Origin of the sequence: Streptomyces sp. Je 1-4 4N24, assembly GCF_026239515.1 — a bacterium.
Taxonomy (GTDB): domain Bacteria; phylum Actinomycetota; class Actinomycetes; order Streptomycetales; family Streptomycetaceae; genus Streptomyces; species Streptomyces nigrescens.
In genome coordinates, this window is sequence record NZ_CP110836.1 from 2,885,162 (window position 1) to 2,903,297 (window position 18,136).

An 18,136-nucleotide genomic window follows, 5' to 3' on the forward strand; every position below is an offset into this window, starting at 1 on the left:
TGAGTCGCCGTATGCGTAGCGATGCTCACTGTCCGTAATACCCTCGGGGTAACACAAAAGCGCCCGTCCCTCGAAGGGGACAGGCGCGTTCCGCGGGGTTTCGGGGGTTTCCGGGGCGGCCGTCAGGCCTTCACCGGCTCCGGGGCGTCACCGGCGATCAGCGGCTCGACCTCCCGCACCACCTGGCGCTCCACGAAGAACGCCGCGGTGGGGATGGTGCCCGAGATCAGCACCCACAGCAGCTTGCCGAACTTCCACTTGGCCTTGGAGCCCAGGTCGAAGGCGAAGACCAGGTAGATGATGTAGAGCACGCCGTGGATCTGGGAGACGACGAGGGTGAGGTCCTTGCCCATCCCGAAGCCGTACTTGAAAACCATGCAGGTGCAGAGCACCAGCAGCATCACCGCGGTGACGTAGGCCATCGCCCGGTAGCGGGTCAGGACGCTTCGCTTCATGCCCCGAGCGTAACCAGCCGTTCCGGGGCGATCTTCGCCGCCCCCCTGGGAACGCCGGGCGCTACTCGTCGGTGAAGTCGTCCGCCGCCACCCGCAGCGGCCGCAGCAGCGCAAAGATCTCCGCGCACTCCTCGGCGTCATAGGCCCCGAGCCCGAAGTCCATCGCCATCAGGTCGCGGGTGGCCGCGTCACACACCTCGCGGCCCTTGTCCGTGATGGTGGCGAGGGTGCCCCGCCCGTCGTTCGGATTCGGCCGCTTGGCGACGAGCCCGGACTTCACCAGCCGGTCGACGGTGTTGGTCACCGAGGTGGGGTGCACCATCAGCCGCTCGCCGATCTTCGACATCGGCAGCTCACCGGCCTTGGAGAAGGTCAGCAGCACCAGCGCCTCATAGCGCGCGAAGGTCAGCCCGTACGGCTTGACCACCGCGTCCACCTCGGACAGCAGGATCTGATGGGCGCGCATGATCGAGGTGATCGCGGCCATCGAGGGCACGGCGCCCCATCGCTGCTGCCACAGTTCATCGGCGCGCGCGATGGGATCGAAAGCAAGGCTGAGCGGCTTCGGCACGCCTCCGACACTACCCGGCGGTCATATGGTGGTCAGCCGCGTCTCATTTTCCGGTCTCCGGAACCGGCCCGTCCGTTCCGCGCACCGCTCCGGCGCACGCCCGGTCCGCCCCCACCGGGCCCCGCGCCGTCCGCCGCACCTCGAAGATCACCGCCAGCACACCGACCGCCCCCAGCACCCCCGCGGCCGGCATCACGACCCGCAGGGGTGCGTACTCCGCGCCGACCCCGGCCAGCCCCATCGCCAGCCCCATCACCGTCATCCGCCCGGCCTGCATCACCGTCATCGCCTGGCCCAGCAGCTCGTCGGGGACCGCAGCGACGAACCAGCGGTCGACCCCGAAGTTGTACGAGATCCCGGTGCCGGTCAGCACCAGCAGCAGCACCGCCCAGCCGAGCGAGGGCTGCGCGGCGAAGCCCAGCGAGGGCAGCACCGCGAAGACGCCCATGGGGAAGGTCAGCCGGGCGCGGGCCCGCGGCCCGAGGAACGTGCCCACCAGGCTCTCGGCCACCACCGCGCCGACGGGCATCGCGCACATCAGCAGCCCCGTGCCGGCCGGCCCGATGCCGAGCAGACCGGCGTAGGCGACCAGCAGCGCCTCGGGGATCACGACGAACGCCGGCGGCAGCCACGTCAGCAACAGCAGCGCCCGCACCCGGCGGTCGGCCAGCAGCCGCCGGATCCCGCCCAGCGAGGCCGCCAGCAGCGCCCCGCGCTCCGCACCCCGTGCCCCGTCCCGCGCCGGCCGCGCCAGGGTCCCCAGCCGCAGCAGCAGCGCCGACCCGAGGAACGTACCGGCGGTGAGCGCGAGCACCGCCCCCGGCGACACCACGGCGAGCAGCAGGCCCCCCGCGGCGAACCCGGCCAGCTGCGCGCTCTGGTTCACGATGCGGATCACCGAGCGCCCCAGGACGAACAGCTCCCCCTCGCCGAGGATCTCCCCCAGCGTCGCGGCCCGGGTCCCGGCGAAGACCGGCGCGATGGCCGCGAGCACACAGCGCAGCACCAGCAGCACCGCGACCGGGGTGCCCGGCACCACCATCCCCGCCGCCGCCAGCGCACACAGCACATCGCAGCCGACCAGCACCCGCCGGGCCGGATACCGGTCGGCGACCGCCGACAGCAGCGTGCCGCCGACGACGTACGGCAGCAGCCCCAGCGCAAACGTCAGGGCGCTCAGCAGCGGCGAGGCGGTGAGCCGGAAGACGAGGACGGACAGCGCGATCTCGCAGACGACCACACCGAGCGACGACAGCAGATGCGCCACGAAGACGAAACGGAACTCGGGGACCGCGAAGACGGCGCGATAGCCGTCCGGGCGGGCCGGCCCACCCTGTGGTCCGGCGTCGGCGGCGCCCGTACCGGGGCGGGCGGGGAGGCGGCCCGAGGGCGCGGGCCCGGGAGGCGAGGACATGTCCGCAGACTGCCGGTCCCCGGTGCCGCCCCGTAGTCTTTCGGCTACAGCCGAATCCTGTGTCCGGGGGGAGCGTGCGGCCGTGCCGGTGAACCTGCATTTCGGCGCCGATGACCTGCTCCGCATCCGGTTCGCGGTCTCCCCGCTGTGCGAGACCCATGAGGCCGTACGGACCCTGCGCCGCGCCGACCGGCACGGCTATCACACGCCGTGGCTGCGCCGGATGCGCGAGACCGTGGCCGGGCTGGACCTGACACCGCTGTGGCTCTTCATGCCGTCGCCGGCCCCGGGCTACACACCGGACTTCCTGGGCCGCCCGCCGGACACCCCGATGGCCGGTTTCGACGAGGAGCTGGCGCGGCTGCGCGCCACCGACCCGGCCCTGGCCCGCGCGGAGATGGCCAAGTCGCTGGCGGGCCGGCCGGCGGCCGCACAGTCGCCGCCCGGCCGGGCGGCACTGGCCGATCCGGCGCGGGCGGTCCAGGAGCTGGCCGATGTCACCGAACGGGCCTGGCGGACGCTGCTCGCCCCGGACTGGCCGCGGCTGCGGGCGCTGCTGGAGGCCGAGATCGCCTACCGGTCACGGCAGTTGGCGGGCGGCGGACTCCAGCGGCTGTTCGCCGATCTGCATCCGCGGCTGTCCTGGTCGGGTGACACCTTGACGGTCCGCACCCGTACCGACTTCGCCCAGATGCAGGATCTGGACGGCCGCGGGGTGCTGCTGCTGCCCAGCGCCTTCGTGTGGCCGGACGTGGTCAGCGGTTTCGACCCGCCGTGGCAGCCCACCGTGATCTACCCGGCGCGCGGGATCGGCGGGCTGTGGACCGAGCCGGAGACGGGTCCGGCGCTGGCGCGGCTGCTGGGGGCGAACCGCGCGGCCGTGCTGGCCGCGCTCGACGCGCCGTCGACCACGACGGCCCTGGCCCATCGCCTCGGCCTGGCGCCGTCCTCCGTCTCGGGGCATCTGTCCGTGCTGCGCGACGCCGGTCTGCTGGCCTCGCGCCGGCACGGACATCAGGTGCTGTACGAGCGCACCCCCCTGGGGATCACCCTGGCGGCGGGCGGCTGACGCCCCGACGGGGCGTCCGGCGGAGGTCCGGGACCGTCAGGTCCGGGAGGTGCCGCCCTCGGTGAGATACCGCTCCACGGTCTCGACCTTCGAGGTCAGTCCGTCGGTGACGCCCGGCCGGATGTCCGCCTTCAGCACCAGCGAGACCCGCCCCGAGCGGGCCTCGACCGCCGCGACCGCGCGCTTGACGACGTCCATGACCTCGTCCCATTCACCTTCGATGGAGGTGAACATGGCGTCCGTACGGTTCGGCAGCCCGGACTCGCGGACGACCCGGACCGCGTCGGCGACATACTCACCGACGTCCTCGCCGACGCCCAGCGGGCTCACCGAGAAGGCGACGATCATGCGCTGACGACCCCTTCCTTGCGCGCCCGGGCCGCGATCACGCCGGCCTCCTCCTCGCGCTTGAGGATCCGGTCCCCGAAGAGGCCGCCGAACGGCAGGACGGCCAGCACGAAGAAGAAGGCGACGCGCTTGAAGGGCCACTTGGTGCGGTTCCACACGTCCAGCAGCAGCACCACATAGGTGATGAAGAGCAGACCGTGGATCATGCCGAGCGGCATCACCAGGGAGTCGTAGTCGAAAGCCAGGCGGAAACCGGTGCCGAAGATCAGCAGCGCCGGGAAGGAGATCGCCTCCGGGATGGAGGCCAGGCGCAGTCGGTGCAGGGCGGCGGCGGTCTTGATGTCCACGGGAACCTCGTTCGGGTGGCGGGCGAGGAGCACTGCTTGTGCAAGGGTTCACAAGCTTCGCCCCATTGTGACAAGCCGCCCCTGCGATCAACGCGCCGGGGGCGGCAAAGGGCCACCGACCGGCGGCCGGGAGGAGATTCCGGGCAATGTCAGGGACAAAGGACCTGCCCCGCGCGGCCCCGGCCGACTACCGTCTGACCCGTGGCTCAGTTTCGGCTCCAGGGGAGCAAGGTGCTCGCCGTCGACATGACGGGCGACGCCGTCAAGGCGAAGAACGGTGCGATGGTCGCGTACGACGGCCAGATGGCATTCAAGAAGATGTCCGGCGGCGGCGAGGGCCTGCGCGGCATGGTCACCCGTCGGCTCACGGGTGAGCAGATGACCGTGATGGAGGTGAAGGGCAACGGCACCTGCTACTTCGCCGATCGCGCGAGCGAGATCAACCTGGTGCGGCTGCAGGGCGAGAAGCTGTTCGTGGAGGCCGGCAATCTGCTGTGCACGGACGCCGCGCTCCGTACGGGCACGACCTTCACCGGACTGCGCGGCGCCTCCCAGGGCAACGGCCTGTTCACCACCACCGTCGAGGGCAGCGGCCAGGCGGCGATCACCTCCCACGGCCCCGCGGTGGTGCTGCGGGTCACCAAGCAGTACCCCCTCCAGGTCGACCCGGGCGCCTATGTCGCCCACACCGGCGACCTCAAGCAGCACCTCCAGTCCGGGGTGAATTTCCGCACCTTCATCGGCGAGGGCTCCGGCGAGGCCTTCCAGATCCGCTTCGAGGGCGAGGGCCTGGTCTACGTGCAGCCCAGCGAGCGCAACACCGTGGGCGGTGAGGTCTGATGCCGTTCACCCTGCTCAACTCCCGCATGGTGGAGGCCAGGATCGGTCCGGGCCAGCGGATGTTCAGCCAGCGCGGCGCGATGCTCGCCTACCGCGGCGAGGTCTCCTTCACCCCGAACATCCAGGGCGGCCAGGGCGGCGTCGGCTCGATGATCGGCCGCCGGATCGCCGGCGAGGCCACGCCCCTGATGACCGTCGAAGGCACCGGCACCGTGATGTTCGGCCACGGCGGCCATCACGTCCATGTCGTCGACCTCACGGGCGAGACGCTCTATGTCGAGGCCGACCGCCTGCTGGCCTTCGACGGCGCACTCCAGCAGGGCACGATGTTCATGGGCTCGCAGGGCGGGGTGATGGGCATGGTGCGCGGCCAGGTCACCGGCCAGGGCCTGTTCACCACGACTCTCAAGGGCGTCGGCTCGGCCGCGGTAATGGCGCACGGCGGGGTGATCGAGCTGCCGATCACGCCGCAGCGCCCGGTCCATGTCGACCCGCAGGCCTATGTCGCCCACCGCGGCGACGTCCGCAACAAACTGTCCACGGCGCTCGGCTGGCGCGACATGGTCGGCCGCGGCTCGGGCGAGGCCTTCCAGCTGGAGCTGTCGGGCCAGGGCACCGTCTACGTACAGGCGTCGGAGGAAAAGCTGTGACCGGTCCCGTCGTCCACGACGTCCATTCGCTCCCCGCCGACGACAACGTCCATGCGTACGCCTTCAGCGTCGAGCTGGACGGCCAGTGGTTCCTGCAGAAGGGGAAGATGATCGCCTACTACGGGCGGATCGACTTCCACGGCATCGGACACGGCCGTCTGGACCGCCTGATCGCCGGAAGTTTTCATTCGCCACTGCACGCCGCGGACTGGGTCGTTGCCGAGGGCCGCGGAAAGATGCTGCTCGCGGACCGTGCCTTCGATGTGAACTCCTTCGATCTGGAGGACGGCAATCTGACGATTCGCTCAGGCAACTTGCTCGCATTTCAGCCATCTCTGTCGCTGAAGCAGTCGATCATCCCGGGCTTTCTCACCCTCATCGGCACGGGCAAGTTCGTGGCCGCGTCCAACGGCCCGGTGGTCTTCATGGAGCCGCCGATCCGGGTGGACCCGCAGGCGCTCGTCGGCTGGGCGGACTGCCCCTCTCCGTGCCACCACTACGACCACCAGTACCTGCAGGGATTCCTGGGCGGACTGCGGGCGCACACCGGGATCGGCGGAGCGTCCGGAGAGGAGCACCAGTTCGAGTTCGTCGGCGCCGGGACGGTCCTGCTGCAGTCGACGGAGCAGTTGATGCCGGAGCTGGAGACCGGCGCGGTACCCACCGAAGCGGGTGTTCCGGGCGGCGGAGGACACGTTCCGCAAAGTGGCTCACAACTGCCCCAGCTCCCCGGCAACCTCGGGAGCCTCCAGCGCCGCTTCGGGCTGTGAGCGGTACTCTGCGGACGGTGACCTCGAACGTCTGACCAACAACCGGCCCCCGCCGGACGAGGCGCCGCCCCCGGCATGATTAATTCACTTTTCAACTTTTACGGGTAGAATTCACTCCATGACGACCGACAGCGACACCCCCTGGCTGACCGACCAGGAGCAGTGTGCCTGGCGCACCCACCTCGATGTCAGCAGGTTGCTGATGCACCAACTCGAGCGCGATCTGCAACCGTTCGGCCTGACGAACAACGACTACGAGATCCTGGTCAACCTCTCCGAGGCCGAGGACCGACGCCTCCGGATGAGCGACCTGGCAACCAGCACCCTGCAGTCCAAGAGCCGTCTCTCCCACCAGATCACCCGGATGGAGAACGCCGGCCTGGTGCGCCGCGAGAGTTGCGAGTCGGACCGCCGTGGCCTCTACGCCGTCCTCACGGACGAAGGCTGGGACACCATGCGCCGGGTCGCCCCGCACCATGTCGCCTCGGTCCGCAAGCACTTCATCGACCTCTTCACCTCCGAGGACCTCCAGACACTGCGGACCTCGCTCACCCCGGTGGCCGAGCACCTCCGCAAGGAGCGCGGCGGCCTCTGACCGGCCGGCCTCGGCCCGCTGACCGGGCCGAGGCCCCGTCGCCGGGCCGCCACCGGCTCAGCCGGCCACCGGCAGCCGCAGTTCGAACACCGATCCCGTGCGCACGGCCAGCGAACCGCCGTGCCGCACCGCGACATCGCGCGCGATGGCCAGCCCCAGCCCGGCCCCGCCGTCGTCCCGTGCCCGTGCGTCGTCGAGCCGGACGAACCGCTCGAAGATCCGCTCCCGCTCGCTCTCCGGCACCCCGGGCCCGTCGTCCTCGACCCGCAGCACCGCCCACTCCCCCTCACGCACCACGGCCACCCGCACCGACGAGACGGCATGCCGCTGCGCGTTGTCCAGCAGGTTCCCCAGCACCCGCCCCAACTGGCCGCGGGATCCGGCCACTTCCGCGCTCGCCAGCTCCCCGGCCCGCACCGGGATCCGGTCCGCGACCCGCTGCGAGCTCTCCTCGCGCACCATCGCCGCCAGATCGACCCGTGCCTCGGCCGGCCGCTCCCCCGCGTCCAGCCGGGCCAGCAGCAGCAGATCCGCCGCCAGCCGCTGCAGCCGCACGGTGTCCTCCACCGCGCCCGGCACATCCAGCAACTCCGGGTGCGCCACCCCCACTTCCAGCTGCGTCCGCAGACTCGCGATCGGACTGCGCAGCTCGTGCGAGGCGTCCGCGACGAACCGCCGCTGCCGCTCCACGGACGACTCCAGCGCCGCCAGCGTCTCGTTGGTCGTCCGCGCCAGCCGGCCGATCTCGTCCTTCGACGACGGCACCGGCACCCGCCGGCTCAGATCCGTACTCGCCGTGATCGCGGCCATCTCCCCGCGAATGCCCTCCACCGGCCGCAGCGCCCGCCGGGTCACCAGCCAGGTCACCCCCGCCACCACCACGAGCAGCAGCGGCAGCCCGACCAGCATGGCGTCCCGCACCGACCCGACGGCGTCCCGCTGCGGCTCCAGCGCCGACCCCGCGCGCACCGTCGCCTGCTCACCGCGGGTGTCCTTGGCGTCGATCACCGCGAACCGGTAGTCGGCCACCGTCCCGTCGACGTCCGCGGTCCCGTCCCGGTACACGACCTCGTCGTCGACCTCACCCGGCTTGAGCCCCCGCTCGTCCTCGTCCTCGCCGTCCTCGTCATCCCCCGACGGCGCGACGCTCCCCGCGCCCTGCGGCGACTTCGCCACACGCTTCCCGTCGACGGCCCGCACGTCCTCACCGACGGCCAGCACCCGCCCGTCCTCGGCGGCGACCACCACCGGGCGGTCGTCCCCGTCCGGCAGATCCAGCTCGCCGTACGGCTTGCCCGTCGCGATCTGCTCGGCCACCGCGCGCGCCGCGACCTGCGCCTGCAGACCGGCCTGGCCCTGCAGATTGTCTTGCAGCACCAGCAGCACCGCCGTACCCGCCGCGATCAGCGCCAGGGCCACCACCACGGTCGCCCCGGCCGCCGCCCTGGCCCGTACCGAGCCCAGCACGCTACCCACCGGCCACCAGCCGGTATCCCGCGCCGCGCACCGTCACGATGTGGCCGGCGCCGAGCTTGCGCCGCAGTGCGCTCACGTACACCTCGATGATGTTGACATCGCCCTCGTAGGCGAAGTCCCAGACGTGCTCCAGGATCTCCGACTTGGAGACCACCTCGCCCGCCCGCACCGCCAGCTGCTCCAGCACGGCGAACTCCTTCGTCGTCAGCGTCACTTCGACGCCGTCCCGCTCGACCCGACGCGCCCCCTGGTCGATGGCCAGCGACCCCACCTGCAGCACCGGCGGCGCGGTCCGGCCGCGCCGCCGCAGCAGCGCCTTCACCCGCGCCACCAGCACCACATACGAGAACGGCTTGGTCAGATAGTCGTCGGCGCCGGTGTCCAGTCCCTCGGCCTCGTCGTACTCACCGTCCTTGGCGGTCAGCATCAGGATCGGCACCTCATGGCCAGCCGCACGCAGCGCCCCGCACACGCGGTAGCCGTTCATGCCCGGCAGCATGATGTCGAGCACGACCAGGTCGTAGCTCTCCTCACTCGCCTGATGGAGCCCCGCCAGACCGTCATGCACCACATCGACCGCGTACCCCTCGGCCATCAGCCCCTTGGCCAGTGACAGGGCCAGCCGCTTCTCGTCCTCCACGATCAGGAGACGGTAGGGATGGTGCGCGGCGGATCCGGGCGGGCGGTGCTGCGTGACGTGCGGGTGCATGCGCTCACCATGCCATCCCCTTCCTGAAGCGCCCTTCAGGCACCTTCAGGTCCCCTTCAGCTTCGTTCGGCCAGTGTGTGGCCACAGCCGATCGCAAGGGGAGACACCATGAAGCGCCAACTGATCATCGCCACCGCCGCCGCGGCCACCCTCGTCGCCGGCGGCACGGTCACCGCCGTCGCGGTCAGCAACGGCGGCTCCGGCAGCGCCCGGTCCGGCGCCCCGGTCACGGCTCAGTCGGCCGCCCATGACGCGGGCTCCGGCACCGCCCAGGTACAGGACGGCCGCTCCGGCATCCACATGCAGGACGACGACGCCAACGGCCAGGAGGACATCCGCGAGGCCCGCGCCGCCAAGGTGACCGCGTCGGACGCCGCGGCCGCCGCCCTCAAGGCCGTCCCCGGCACCGTGGCCGGCCTCGACCTGGACGCGGACCGTCCCGGCCTGGTCTGGGACGCGGACGTACTGGGCAAGGACGGCAAGTGGCACGAGGTCACCCTCGACGCCGGCACCGCGCGGGTGCTGAACCAGCACGTCGACGACGAGGACGACGACGCCCGCGAACGCGCCGCCCTCCGGAACGCCCGAACCGACGCCGGGGCCGCCGCCCGTACCGCCGCGGCCTCGCACGGCACCGTGACCTCCCTTGAACTGGACGACGACCGGGCCAAGCCGGTCTGGGAGGTCGAGACGGTCACGAAGGCCGGCAAGGAGCACAAGCTGCTGGTCGACCCGCAGTCGGGCAATCTGAGCACCGCTCCGGCACATGACGCGGACGACGACGACAACGACGGCGCGGACGACTGACCCGCCACTCCACCCACCTCACCGTGGGCGGGGCCTTTGGCTGTGGCGTGGGGCGGAGGTTGCCGTGGGCTGGCTTCTGCGGGTTGCCGTGGGCTGGGGGCCGGTGAGGGTTGCCGTTGGCTGGCGCCGGTGCGGGTTGCCGTGGGCTGGGGCCGGTGCGCTGTCGCTTGGTGGGTGGTGGGGTCGGAGGGGACGCCCGGTAATCCGTCCTCGGCGCGGGCGGCCCTGGTCCCGGAGGTTGGGAGCCCCGTCGTTCGCTCCGGTCCTGCGGGCGGCTCACCGGACATCCCCTCCGACCGCCGTACGTGCGCGGCTCTCCCGCCGTACCGATCACCGTCACCAACCCATGCGCCCCCCTTGGCAGGGACCTGGTCGGGCCGCCAGATCGTTGGGCGCGGCTGGCATGTGGTCGGTGACGGACGGTGTCACCGGGCCGCAGTCGGCAACGCTGAACGGTTGGAGGGGATGTACCGGGGCCCGCCCGCAGGACCGGAGCGAACGCCGGGGCAATCAATCCCATGGACCCGCGTCGCCCGCGCCGAGGACGGGTCCCGGTGCGTCCCCTCCGACCCCCGCGGCAACCACAAGCGCCGCAACACCCCAGCCCCCACCAACCCGCACAGCCCCCGAAGCACGTGACGGATCGGCCGCGCCACGAAGGGGCGCGGGGAACGGCGCGCCCAGCCACACCCGCACCCGCACCCGCACCCGCACCCGCACCCGCAGACAAGCAACGCCACCTCCGGCAGCCCCGCCTCAGTCCCCGTTCGTCAGCCCGTCGACGAGTTCGTCGGCCGCCCGGTAGGGATCCGTCTCGCCGGAGACGATGCGCTCGGCCAGCGCGTCGAGGCGGCGATCGCCGCGAAGGTCGCCGATCCGCTCGCGGAGCGCCGTGACCGCGATCGTCTCGACCTCGTGGGCCGCGCGGGAGCGGCGCCGCTGGGCGAGGACGCCGCGCTCCTCCATCCAGGCCCGGTGCTTCTCCAGCGCCTCGACGACCTCGTCGACACCCTCGCCACGCGCCGCGACGGTCTTGACGATCGGCGGCCGCCAGTCACCCGGCGCACGGGATTCGCCGAGCCCCAGCATGTGGTTGAGCTCGCGGGCGGTGGCATCGGCCCCGTCCCGGTCCGCCTTGTTGACGACGTAGACGTCGCCGATCTCCAGGATTCCGGCCTTGGCCGCCTGGATGCCGTCGCCCATGCCGGGCGCGAGCAGCACCACGCTCGTATCGGCCTGGGAGGCGATCTCCACCTCGGACTGTCCGACGCCGACCGTCTCGACGAGGACCACGTCGCAGCCCGCCGCGTCCAGGACACGGATCGCCTGTGGTGCGGCCCAGGCCAGGCCGCCCAGATGGCCGCGGGTGGCCATGGAGCGGATGTAGACGCCGGGGTCGGAGGCGTGTTCGCTCATCCGGACCCGGTCGCCGAGCAGCGCGCCGCCGGAGAACGGGGAGGACGGGTCGACGGCGAGCACGCCGACCCGTTTGCCCGTCTTGCGATACGCCGTCACCAGCGCGGAGGTGGTGGTGGACTTGCCCACGCCGGGCGAGCCGGTCAGCCCGACCACATAGGCGTTGCCGGTGAGCGGCGCCAGGGCCGCCATCACCTCGCGCAGCTCCGGTGACGCCCCCTCCACGAGGGAGATCAGCCGCGCCACGGCCCTCGGCCGACCCTGCCGTGCCTGTTCCACCAGCTGGGGGACGTCCACCATCGCCGCTCGGCTCCTTCGGCTCGCTCGTACGCGATTCGGCCCGCTCGTACGCACCGGCGTACGAGCTCCCGCTTACTTACCCGGTACGCGAATGATCAGCGCGTCGCCCTGGCCGCCGCCACCACACAGCGCGGCGGCACCCACGCCACCGCCCCGTCGGCGCAGCTCCAGCGCGAGATGCAGCACGATCCGGGCGCCGGACATCCCGATCGGGTGACCCAGCGCAATGGCGCCTCCATTGACATTCACCTTTTCCGGGGACACCCCCAGGTCCTTCATCGACTGCACGGCGACGGCCGCGAACGCCTCGTTGATCTCGATCAGGTCAAGATCGTCGACGGCGAGGCTGTCCTTCTTCAGGGCGTGGTTGATGGCGTTGGAGGGCTGGGACTGGAGCGAGTTGTCCGGGCCCGCGACATTGCCGTGCGCACCGATCTCCGCGATCCATTCCAGGCCGAGCTCCTGGGCCTTGGCCTTGCTCATGACGACGACCGCGGCGGCGCCGTCGGAGATCTGCGAGGAGGTGCCGGCGGTGATCGTGCCGTCCTTGGCGAAGGCCGGGCGGAGCTTGCCGAGCGACTCCGCGGTGGTCTCGCCGCGGATGCCCTCGTCCTGGCTGAAGACGACCGGCTCGCCCTTGCGCTGCGGGATCTCCACGGGGGTGATCTCGGCCTCGAAGAGCCCGTTCTTCTGGGCGGCGGCGGCCCGCTGGTGGGAGCGCGCGGCGATCTCGTCCTGCTCCGGTCGGGCGATGCCCAAACGGGTGTTGTGCTTCTCGGTCGACTCGCCCATGGCGATGCCTTCGTAGGCGTCCGTGAGGCCGTCGTGCGCCATCGCGTCGAGCATCTCGACCGCGCCGTACTTGAAGCCCTCACGGGACTTCGGGAGCAGGTGCGGGGCGTTGGTCATGGACTCCTGGCCGCCGGCGACGATGACGTCGAACTCGCCGGCGCGGATGAGCTGGTCGGCCAGCGCGATGGCGTCGAGGCCGGAGAGACAGACCTTGTTGACGGTCAGCGCGGGGACGTTCATGGGGATCCCGGCCTTGACGGCGGCCTGGCGTGCCGGGATCTGCCCGGCCCCGGCCTGGAGCACCTGGCCCATGATCACGTACTGCACCTGGTCGCCGCCGATGCCCGCCCGGTCGAGTGCCGCCTTGATGGCGACGGCGCCCAGGTCGGCGCCGGAGAAGGTCCGCAGGGATCCCAGGAGCCGGCCCATGGGGGTGCGCGCTCCCGCCACGATCACTGAGGTGCTGCCGTTCGTGCCGTTCGTTGCAGACATGCGGTGCGGCCTTCCTTTGCAGGGAAGTTAACGAGGGTTCCCGTCAATGTACTGAGCGGTACCCGCCGGGTCACCGGCAAGCGGGTGTGATCGCGCGCACGTTGCGTAACCAGCCGTGTGGGCGGTGCACTGGAGCCATGCTGACGCGAATCGACCACATCGGGATCGCCTGTTTCGACCTCGACAAGACTGTCGAGTTCTACCGTGCCACGTATGGCTTCGAGGTGTTCCACACCGAGGTCAACGAGGAGCAAGGGGTCCGGGAGGCCATGCTCAAGATCAATGAGACGTCGGACGGCGGCGCCTCGTATTTGCAGCTTCTGGAGCCCACCCGCGAGGACTCCGCGGTGGGCAAGTGGCTTGCCAAGAACGGCGAGGGGGTGCACCACATCGCCTTCGGTACCGCGGATGTGGACGGTGACTCCGAGGCCATCCGCGGCAAGGGCGTCCGGGTCCTTTACGACGAGCCCAGGACGGGTTCGATGGGGTCCCGGATCACCTTCCTGCACCCCAAGGATTGTCACGGAGTGCTCACCGAACTCGTCACCGCGGCGCCCGCCGGCTCGGCGGACCACTGACCTTCACCTTCCCCGGCCGGTAGAGTGCAGCTTCGGCCGGGGTAAGGGAGTGGGGCTCGGTCCATACCCTGCCGATGATCTGACACCATTTCTTCGGAAGGGTCAGCTCCGATGGGCGCGAGTCCGGTACGACGTGACGTGTACGGGACGAGCACCGCAGGACCGGAGACGGCCGCCACCATGACCAGGGGACGGATGGGACCGCGCAGTGCGGGGCAACGACCGCTACGAGGCTGACGACCACCTCTCGCAGTTCGAGGCCGAGATGGAGCGGCTGAAGACCGAGCGGGACAAGGCCGTTCAGCACGCCGACGACCTCGGCTATCAGGTCGAGGTGCTGCGCGCCAAGCTCCATGAGGCGCGCCGCAACCTCGCGACCCGTCCTGCCTACGACAACATCAGTCATCAGGCCGAACAGCTGCTGCGCAATGCGCAGATCCAGGCGGACCAGCTGCGTACCGATGCCGAGCGTGAGCTGCGCGAGGCACGGGCACAGACCCAGCGGCTGCTGCAGGAGCAGGCCGAGCGGCAGTCCCGGCTGGAGGCCGAGCTGCACGCCGAGGCGGTCAGCCGCCGGCAGCGGCTCGACGAGGAGCTCAACGAGCGCCGGCAGACCGTCGAATCGCATGTCAACGAGAACGTCGCCTGGGCCGAACAGCTGCGTGCCCGTACGGAGTCGCAGGCCCGCCGGCTCATGGAGGAGTCCCGCAGGGAGGCCGAGCAGGCGCTGGCGGCCGCGCGGGCCGAGGCACAGCGGCTGGCCGAACGCGCCCGTGAGCGGCTCGGCACCGAGGCCGAGGAGGCCCGCGCCGAAGCGGAAAGCATCCTGCGCCGGGCGCGTACGGACGCCGAGCGGCTGCTGAACGCCGCCTCCAGCCAGGCCCAGGAGGCCACCGACCAGGCCGAGCAGCTGCGTACCAGCGTCGGCACCGAGTCGGAGGAGGCCCGCCGGCAGGCCGCGGAGCTGACCCGCACCGCCGAGGCCCGCGTCCAGGAGGCGGACAAGGCGCTGCGCGAGGCGCGCGCCGAGGCGGAGAAGCTGGTCGACGAGGCGCAGCAGAGCGCCACCAAGCGGCTGACGGCGGCCGAGTCGGACAACGAGCAGCGCACCCGTACGGCCAAGGCGGAGATCGCCCGGCTGGTCGGTGAGGCCACCAAGGAGGCCGAGGCGCTCAAGGCCGAGGCCGAGCAACTGCGGTCGGACGCCCGCGCGGAGGCCGACCGGCTGGTCGCCGAGGCGCAGGACTCCGCCCGGTCCAAGGCGGCGGAGGACTCCGCGGCGCAGCTGGCGAAGGCCGCGCGCTCCGCCGAGGAGGTGCTGACCAAGGCGTCGGAGGACGCCAAGGCCACCACCAAGGCCGCCGCCGAGGAGGCCGAACGGCTGCGCAAGGAGGCCGAGTCCGAGGCGGACCGGCTGCGCGAAGAGGCACACGACACCGTGGCGCAGCTCAAGGGCGCCGCGAAGGACGACACCAAGGAGTACCGCGCCAAGACCGTCGAACTCCAGGAGGAGGCACGGCGGCTGCGCGGCGAGGCGGAGCAGCTGCGCGCGGACGCGGTCGCCGAGGGCGAGCGGATCCGCGGCGAGGCCCGCCGGGAGGCGGTCCAGCAGATCGAGGAGGCGGCCGGGACCGCCGAGGAGCTGCTGGCGAAGGCCAAGTCGGACGCCGAGGAGACCCGTTCGGGTGCCGTCGCGGAGAGCGAGCGGGTGCGGACGGAGGCCATCGAGCGTGCCTCGGCACTGCGCCGGCAGGCCGAGGAGGCGCTGGAGCGGTCCCGTTCGGAGGCCGAGGAGCTGCTCACCGAGGGCGCCCAGGCCGCGGAGATGGTGACCACCGAGGCGGAGGAGTCCGCCGCACGGCTGCGCGCGGAGGCCGAGCAGGCCGCCGAGGAGCGGCGCGCCGAGGCGCAGGCCGAGCTGGACCGGCTGCACAGCGAGGCCGAGGAGAAGGTCACCGCCGCCGAGCGGTCGCTGCGCGACGCCCGCGCGGAGGCCGAGCGGCTGCGCCGGGAAACGCAGGAGGAGGCGGCCCGCCTCAAGGCGGAGTCGGCGGAGCGGCGCCGGACGCTGCAGCAGCAGGCCGAGGAGGAGGCCGAGCGGCTGCGTACGGAGGCCGCCGAGGATGCGTCGTCGGCGCGTTCCGAGGCCGAGGCGGTGGCCGTACGGCTGCGCACCGAGGCGTCGGCCGAGGCGGAGCGGCTGAAGGCGGAGGCACAGGAGACCGCGGACCGGGTCCGGGCCGAGGCGGCCACGGCCGCCGAGCGCACGGGTGCGGAGGCGGCACAGGCGCTGGCCGCTGCCCAGGAGGAGGCCGCGCGGCGGCGCCGGGAGGCCGAACAGCAGCTGGGCGAGGCCCGCGAGGAGGCCCACCAGGAGCGCACCGCGGCGCGCGAGCAGAGCGAGGAGCTGCTGGCGTCGGCCCGTACGCGGGTGGGCGAGGCGCAGGAGGAGGCCCAGCGGCTGGTCGAGGACGCGGACCGGCGGGCGGGCGAGCTGGTGGCGGCGGCCGAGCAGACCGCGCAGCAGGTGCGGGACTCGGTCGCGGGGCTGCACGAGCAGGCCGGTGAGGAGATCGCCGGGCTGCGTTCGGCCGCCGAGCACGCCGCGGAGCGCACCACGGCCGAGGCGCAGGACGAGGCGGACCGGATCCGCAGGGACGCCTACGAGGAGCGGGAGCGCGCCTCGGAGGACGCTGCGCGGGCCCGTGCGGAGGCGCAGGAGGCGACGGAGGCCGCGAAGTCCCTTGCCGAGCGGGCGGTTTCCGAGGCCATCGAGGAGGCCGAAGGGCTGCGCGCCGAGGCGGCCGGGGTGGTGGACGAGGCCCGCCGGGAGGCCGACGCGGCGCGGACCGAGGCCGCCGAGCAGGCCGACCGGCTGATGGCGGAGGCGACCGCACAGGCCGAGAAGCTGGTGGCGGACGCCACGGCGAAGGCACAGCAGCTGCGTACCGATGCCTCGGACGCGCTGGCGGCCGGCGAGCAGGACGCGGCGCGGGCCCGTGCGGAGGCGCGGGACGACGCGAACCGGATGCGCTCGGACGCCGCGGAGCAGGCGGACCGGCTGATCACCGAGGCGCGTGCGGAGGCCGAACGGATTGTCACCGAGGCCACCGAGCTGACGTCTTCGGCGCAGGACGACGCGGACCGTACGGTCCAGGAGGCCCAGCAGGCCGCCGAGCGGCTGCGGGCCGACGGCGAGCAGCAGGCGCAGCGCCTGGTGGCGGAGGCGACCGAGACGGCGGAGCGGCTGCGGGCCGAGGCGGCCGAGGCGCTGGAGGAGGCCCGCAGGGACGCGGACCGCACCGGCGACGAGGCGCGCAAGGCGGCCAACAAGACGCGCTCGGACGCCGCGGAGCAGGCCGACGAGCTGATGTCGGAGGCCGCGACGGAGGCCGAGCGGCTGCGCACGAAGGCGGCGGAGACGACCGCGGACGCCGAGCGGGACGCGGACCGCACCCGGGCCGATGCCCGGGAGCAGGCCGACCGGATGCTCGCGACGGCCACCGCGGAGGCGGACCGGCTGCGGACGGAGGCGGCCGAGACGGTCACCGCCGCGCAGGAGCACGCCAACCGCACCCGCAACGACTCCGCGAAGCTCAGGGAGGACGCCGAGGCGGCGGCCGAGCAGACCCGGACCGAGGCCCAGCAGGAGGCGGACCGGCTGCTCGACGAGGCGCGCAAGGAGGCCGCCAAGCGCCGCGGGGACGCGGCCGAGCAGGCGGACCAGCTCGTCGCCAAGGCCCAGGAGGAGGCGCTGAAGGCGGCCACCGCCGCCGAGGAGCAGGCCGACACGATGGTCGGGGTGGCCCGCAAGGAGGCCGAGCGGCTGGTCTCGGAGGCCACCACCGACGGCAATGCCCGGGTGGAGAAGGCCCGTACGGACGCGAACACGCTCCTGGAGGAGGCCCGCCGCGACGCCACCGGCATCCGGGACCGCGCCGAGGAGCTGCGGCAGCGGATCGAGTCCGAGGTCGAGGAGCTGCACGAGCGGGCCCGCCGGGAGTCGGCGGAGACGATGAAGAACGCCGGCGAGCGGGTCGACAAGCTCATCGCGCAGGCCACCGCCCAGCAGGTGGAGGCCGAGGAGAAGGCCGACCGGATGGTGGCGGACGCGAACAGCGAGGCGAGCAAGGTCCGGATCTCGGCGGTGAAGAAGGCCGAGGGCCTGATCAAGGAGGCCGAGAACAAGAAGGCCGCGGCGGTGCGCGACGCGGAGCGGATGCGCACCGAGGCCGAGGCGGAGGCCACCCGGATCGTGGACGAGGGCAAGCGGGAGCTGGAGGTGCTGGTGCGCCGCCGGGAGGACATCAACGCCGAAATCTCCCGCGTTCAGGACGTTCTGGAGGCCCTGGAATCGTTCGAGGCACCCGGCGGGGGCGGGGAAGGCAAGGGCGCTGGTGTGAAGGCGGCCGCGGGAGCGGGCGCAACTCGTTCGAGTGGCAAGCAGTCTGAGGGGTAGCCACTCAAATGAGGGGTCATTCTCCAGATCAAACGGGCAATGACTCGA

At 72.1% G+C, this 18,136-nt stretch carries 17 protein-coding genes; 8 read left to right on the forward strand and 9 right to left on the reverse strand.

The window, feature by feature from the left end:
• Positions 1–122: 122 nt before the first annotated feature.
• The 3 genes from SLV14N_RS12125 to SLV14N_RS12135 all read right to left on the reverse strand — a co-directional run bounded on the left by SLV14N_RS12125 (position 123) and on the right by SLV14N_RS12135 (position 2,440).
• On the reverse strand, positions 123–455 hold the full coding sequence (locus tag SLV14N_RS12125; protein ID WP_127153063.1) for a DUF3817 domain-containing protein: 333 nt from the start codon (positions 453–455) through the stop codon (positions 123–125).
• Positions 456–516: 61 nt separating this feature from the next.
• Positions 517–1,026 carry a MarR family winged helix-turn-helix transcriptional regulator gene (locus SLV14N_RS12130; RefSeq protein ID WP_026169233.1) on the reverse strand — a complete coding sequence of 170 codons (510 nt, stop codon included), beginning with the start codon at positions 1,024–1,026 and terminating at the stop codon, positions 517–519.
• 43 nt (positions 1,027–1,069) lie between these two features.
• Positions 1,070–2,440 (reverse strand): MFS transporter, encoded by a 1,371-nt coding sequence (locus SLV14N_RS12135; protein ID WP_263269316.1) that lies wholly within the window; start codon positions 2,438–2,440, stop codon positions 1,070–1,072.
• An 82-nt stretch (positions 2,441–2,522) separates the two neighbouring features.
• Here SLV14N_RS12135 and SLV14N_RS12140 point away from each other — a divergent pair, with 82 nt between their 5' ends.
• Positions 2,523–3,509 (forward strand): DUF5937 family protein, encoded by a 987-nt coding sequence (locus tag SLV14N_RS12140; protein WP_208680943.1) that lies wholly within the window; start codon positions 2,523–2,525, stop codon positions 3,507–3,509.
• A 36-nt stretch (positions 3,510–3,545) separates the two neighbouring features.
• Here the strand turns inward: SLV14N_RS12140 and SLV14N_RS12145 are convergent, their stop codons facing one another.
• Positions 3,546–3,857: an MTH1187 family thiamine-binding protein gene (locus SLV14N_RS12145; protein WP_263269317.1), complete on the reverse strand. Its 312-nt coding sequence runs from the start codon at positions 3,855–3,857 to the stop codon at positions 3,546–3,548.
• Positions 3,854–4,204, reverse strand: coding sequence for a DUF3817 domain-containing protein (locus SLV14N_RS12150; protein WP_127153060.1), 351 nt, complete (start codon positions 4,202–4,204; stop codon positions 3,854–3,856). The genes SLV14N_RS12145 and SLV14N_RS12150 overlap by 4 nt, the downstream gene beginning before the upstream one ends.
• A 201-nt stretch (positions 4,205–4,405) precedes the next feature.
• Here SLV14N_RS12150 and SLV14N_RS12155 point away from each other — a divergent pair, with 201 nt between their 5' ends.
• The 4 genes from SLV14N_RS12155 to SLV14N_RS12170 all read left to right on the forward strand — a co-directional run bounded on the left by SLV14N_RS12155 (position 4,406) and on the right by SLV14N_RS12170 (position 7,059).
• Positions 4,406–5,044, forward strand: a complete 639-nt coding sequence (locus SLV14N_RS12155) for an AIM24 family protein (RefSeq protein ID WP_208680945.1) — start codon at positions 4,406–4,408, stop codon at positions 5,042–5,044.
• Positions 5,044–5,694 carry an AIM24 family protein gene (locus tag SLV14N_RS12160; protein ID WP_208680946.1) on the forward strand — a complete coding sequence of 217 codons (651 nt, stop codon included), beginning with the start codon at positions 5,044–5,046 and terminating at the stop codon, positions 5,692–5,694. Before SLV14N_RS12155 ends, SLV14N_RS12160 begins: the two co-directional genes overlap by 1 nt.
• Positions 5,691–6,464, forward strand: a complete 774-nt coding sequence (locus tag SLV14N_RS12165; RefSeq protein ID WP_263269319.1) for an AIM24 family protein — start codon at positions 5,691–5,693, stop codon at positions 6,462–6,464. Before SLV14N_RS12160 ends, SLV14N_RS12165 begins: the two co-directional genes overlap by 4 nt.
• A 118-nt stretch (positions 6,465–6,582) precedes the next feature.
• Positions 6,583–7,059, forward strand: a complete 477-nt coding sequence (locus SLV14N_RS12170) for a MarR family winged helix-turn-helix transcriptional regulator (RefSeq protein WP_208680948.1) — start codon at positions 6,583–6,585, stop codon at positions 7,057–7,059.
• A 57-nt stretch (positions 7,060–7,116) separates the two neighbouring features.
• Here SLV14N_RS12170 and SLV14N_RS12175 read toward each other — a convergent pair whose 3' ends face one another.
• Together SLV14N_RS12175 and SLV14N_RS12180 are read right to left on the reverse strand one after the other, a co-directional pair.
• Positions 7,117–8,523, reverse strand: a complete 1,407-nt coding sequence (locus tag SLV14N_RS12175; RefSeq protein WP_263273112.1) for a HAMP domain-containing sensor histidine kinase — start codon at positions 8,521–8,523, stop codon at positions 7,117–7,119.
• Positions 8,524–8,527: 4 nt separating this feature from the next.
• Positions 8,528–9,244 carry a response regulator transcription factor gene (locus tag SLV14N_RS12180; protein ID WP_208680949.1) on the reverse strand — a complete coding sequence of 239 codons (717 nt, stop codon included), beginning with the start codon at positions 9,242–9,244 and terminating at the stop codon, positions 8,528–8,530.
• Between the two features lie 108 nt (positions 9,245–9,352).
• Here SLV14N_RS12180 and SLV14N_RS12185 point away from each other — a divergent pair, with 108 nt between their 5' ends.
• On the forward strand, positions 9,353–10,051 hold the full coding sequence (locus tag SLV14N_RS12185) for a PepSY domain-containing protein (protein WP_263269321.1): 699 nt from the start codon (positions 9,353–9,355) through the stop codon (positions 10,049–10,051).
• Positions 10,052–10,807: 756 nt separating this feature from the next.
• Here the strand turns inward: SLV14N_RS12185 and meaB are convergent.
• Positions 10,808–11,767 (reverse strand): methylmalonyl Co-A mutase-associated GTPase MeaB, encoded by a 960-nt coding sequence (gene meaB, locus SLV14N_RS12190; protein WP_208680951.1) that lies wholly within the window; start codon positions 11,765–11,767, stop codon positions 10,808–10,810.
• 72 nt (positions 11,768–11,839) lie between these two features.
• Positions 11,840–13,015 (reverse strand): acetyl-CoA C-acetyltransferase, encoded by a 1,176-nt coding sequence (locus SLV14N_RS12195; RefSeq protein ID WP_263273114.1) that lies wholly within the window; start codon positions 13,013–13,015, stop codon positions 11,840–11,842.
• A gap of 173 nt (positions 13,016–13,188) precedes the next feature.
• On the opposite strand from SLV14N_RS12195, the gene mce reads away from it, so the two are divergent.
• Positions 13,189–13,629 (forward strand): methylmalonyl-CoA epimerase, encoded by a 441-nt coding sequence (mce, locus tag SLV14N_RS12200; RefSeq protein WP_018087361.1) that lies wholly within the window; start codon positions 13,189–13,191, stop codon positions 13,627–13,629.
• A 208-nt stretch (positions 13,630–13,837) separates the two neighbouring features.
• On the forward strand, positions 13,838–18,088 hold the full coding sequence (scy, locus tag SLV14N_RS12205) for a polarized growth protein Scy (RefSeq protein ID WP_269470882.1): 4,251 nt from the start codon (positions 13,838–13,840) through the stop codon (positions 18,086–18,088).
• Positions 18,089–18,136 lie beyond the last annotated feature (48 nt).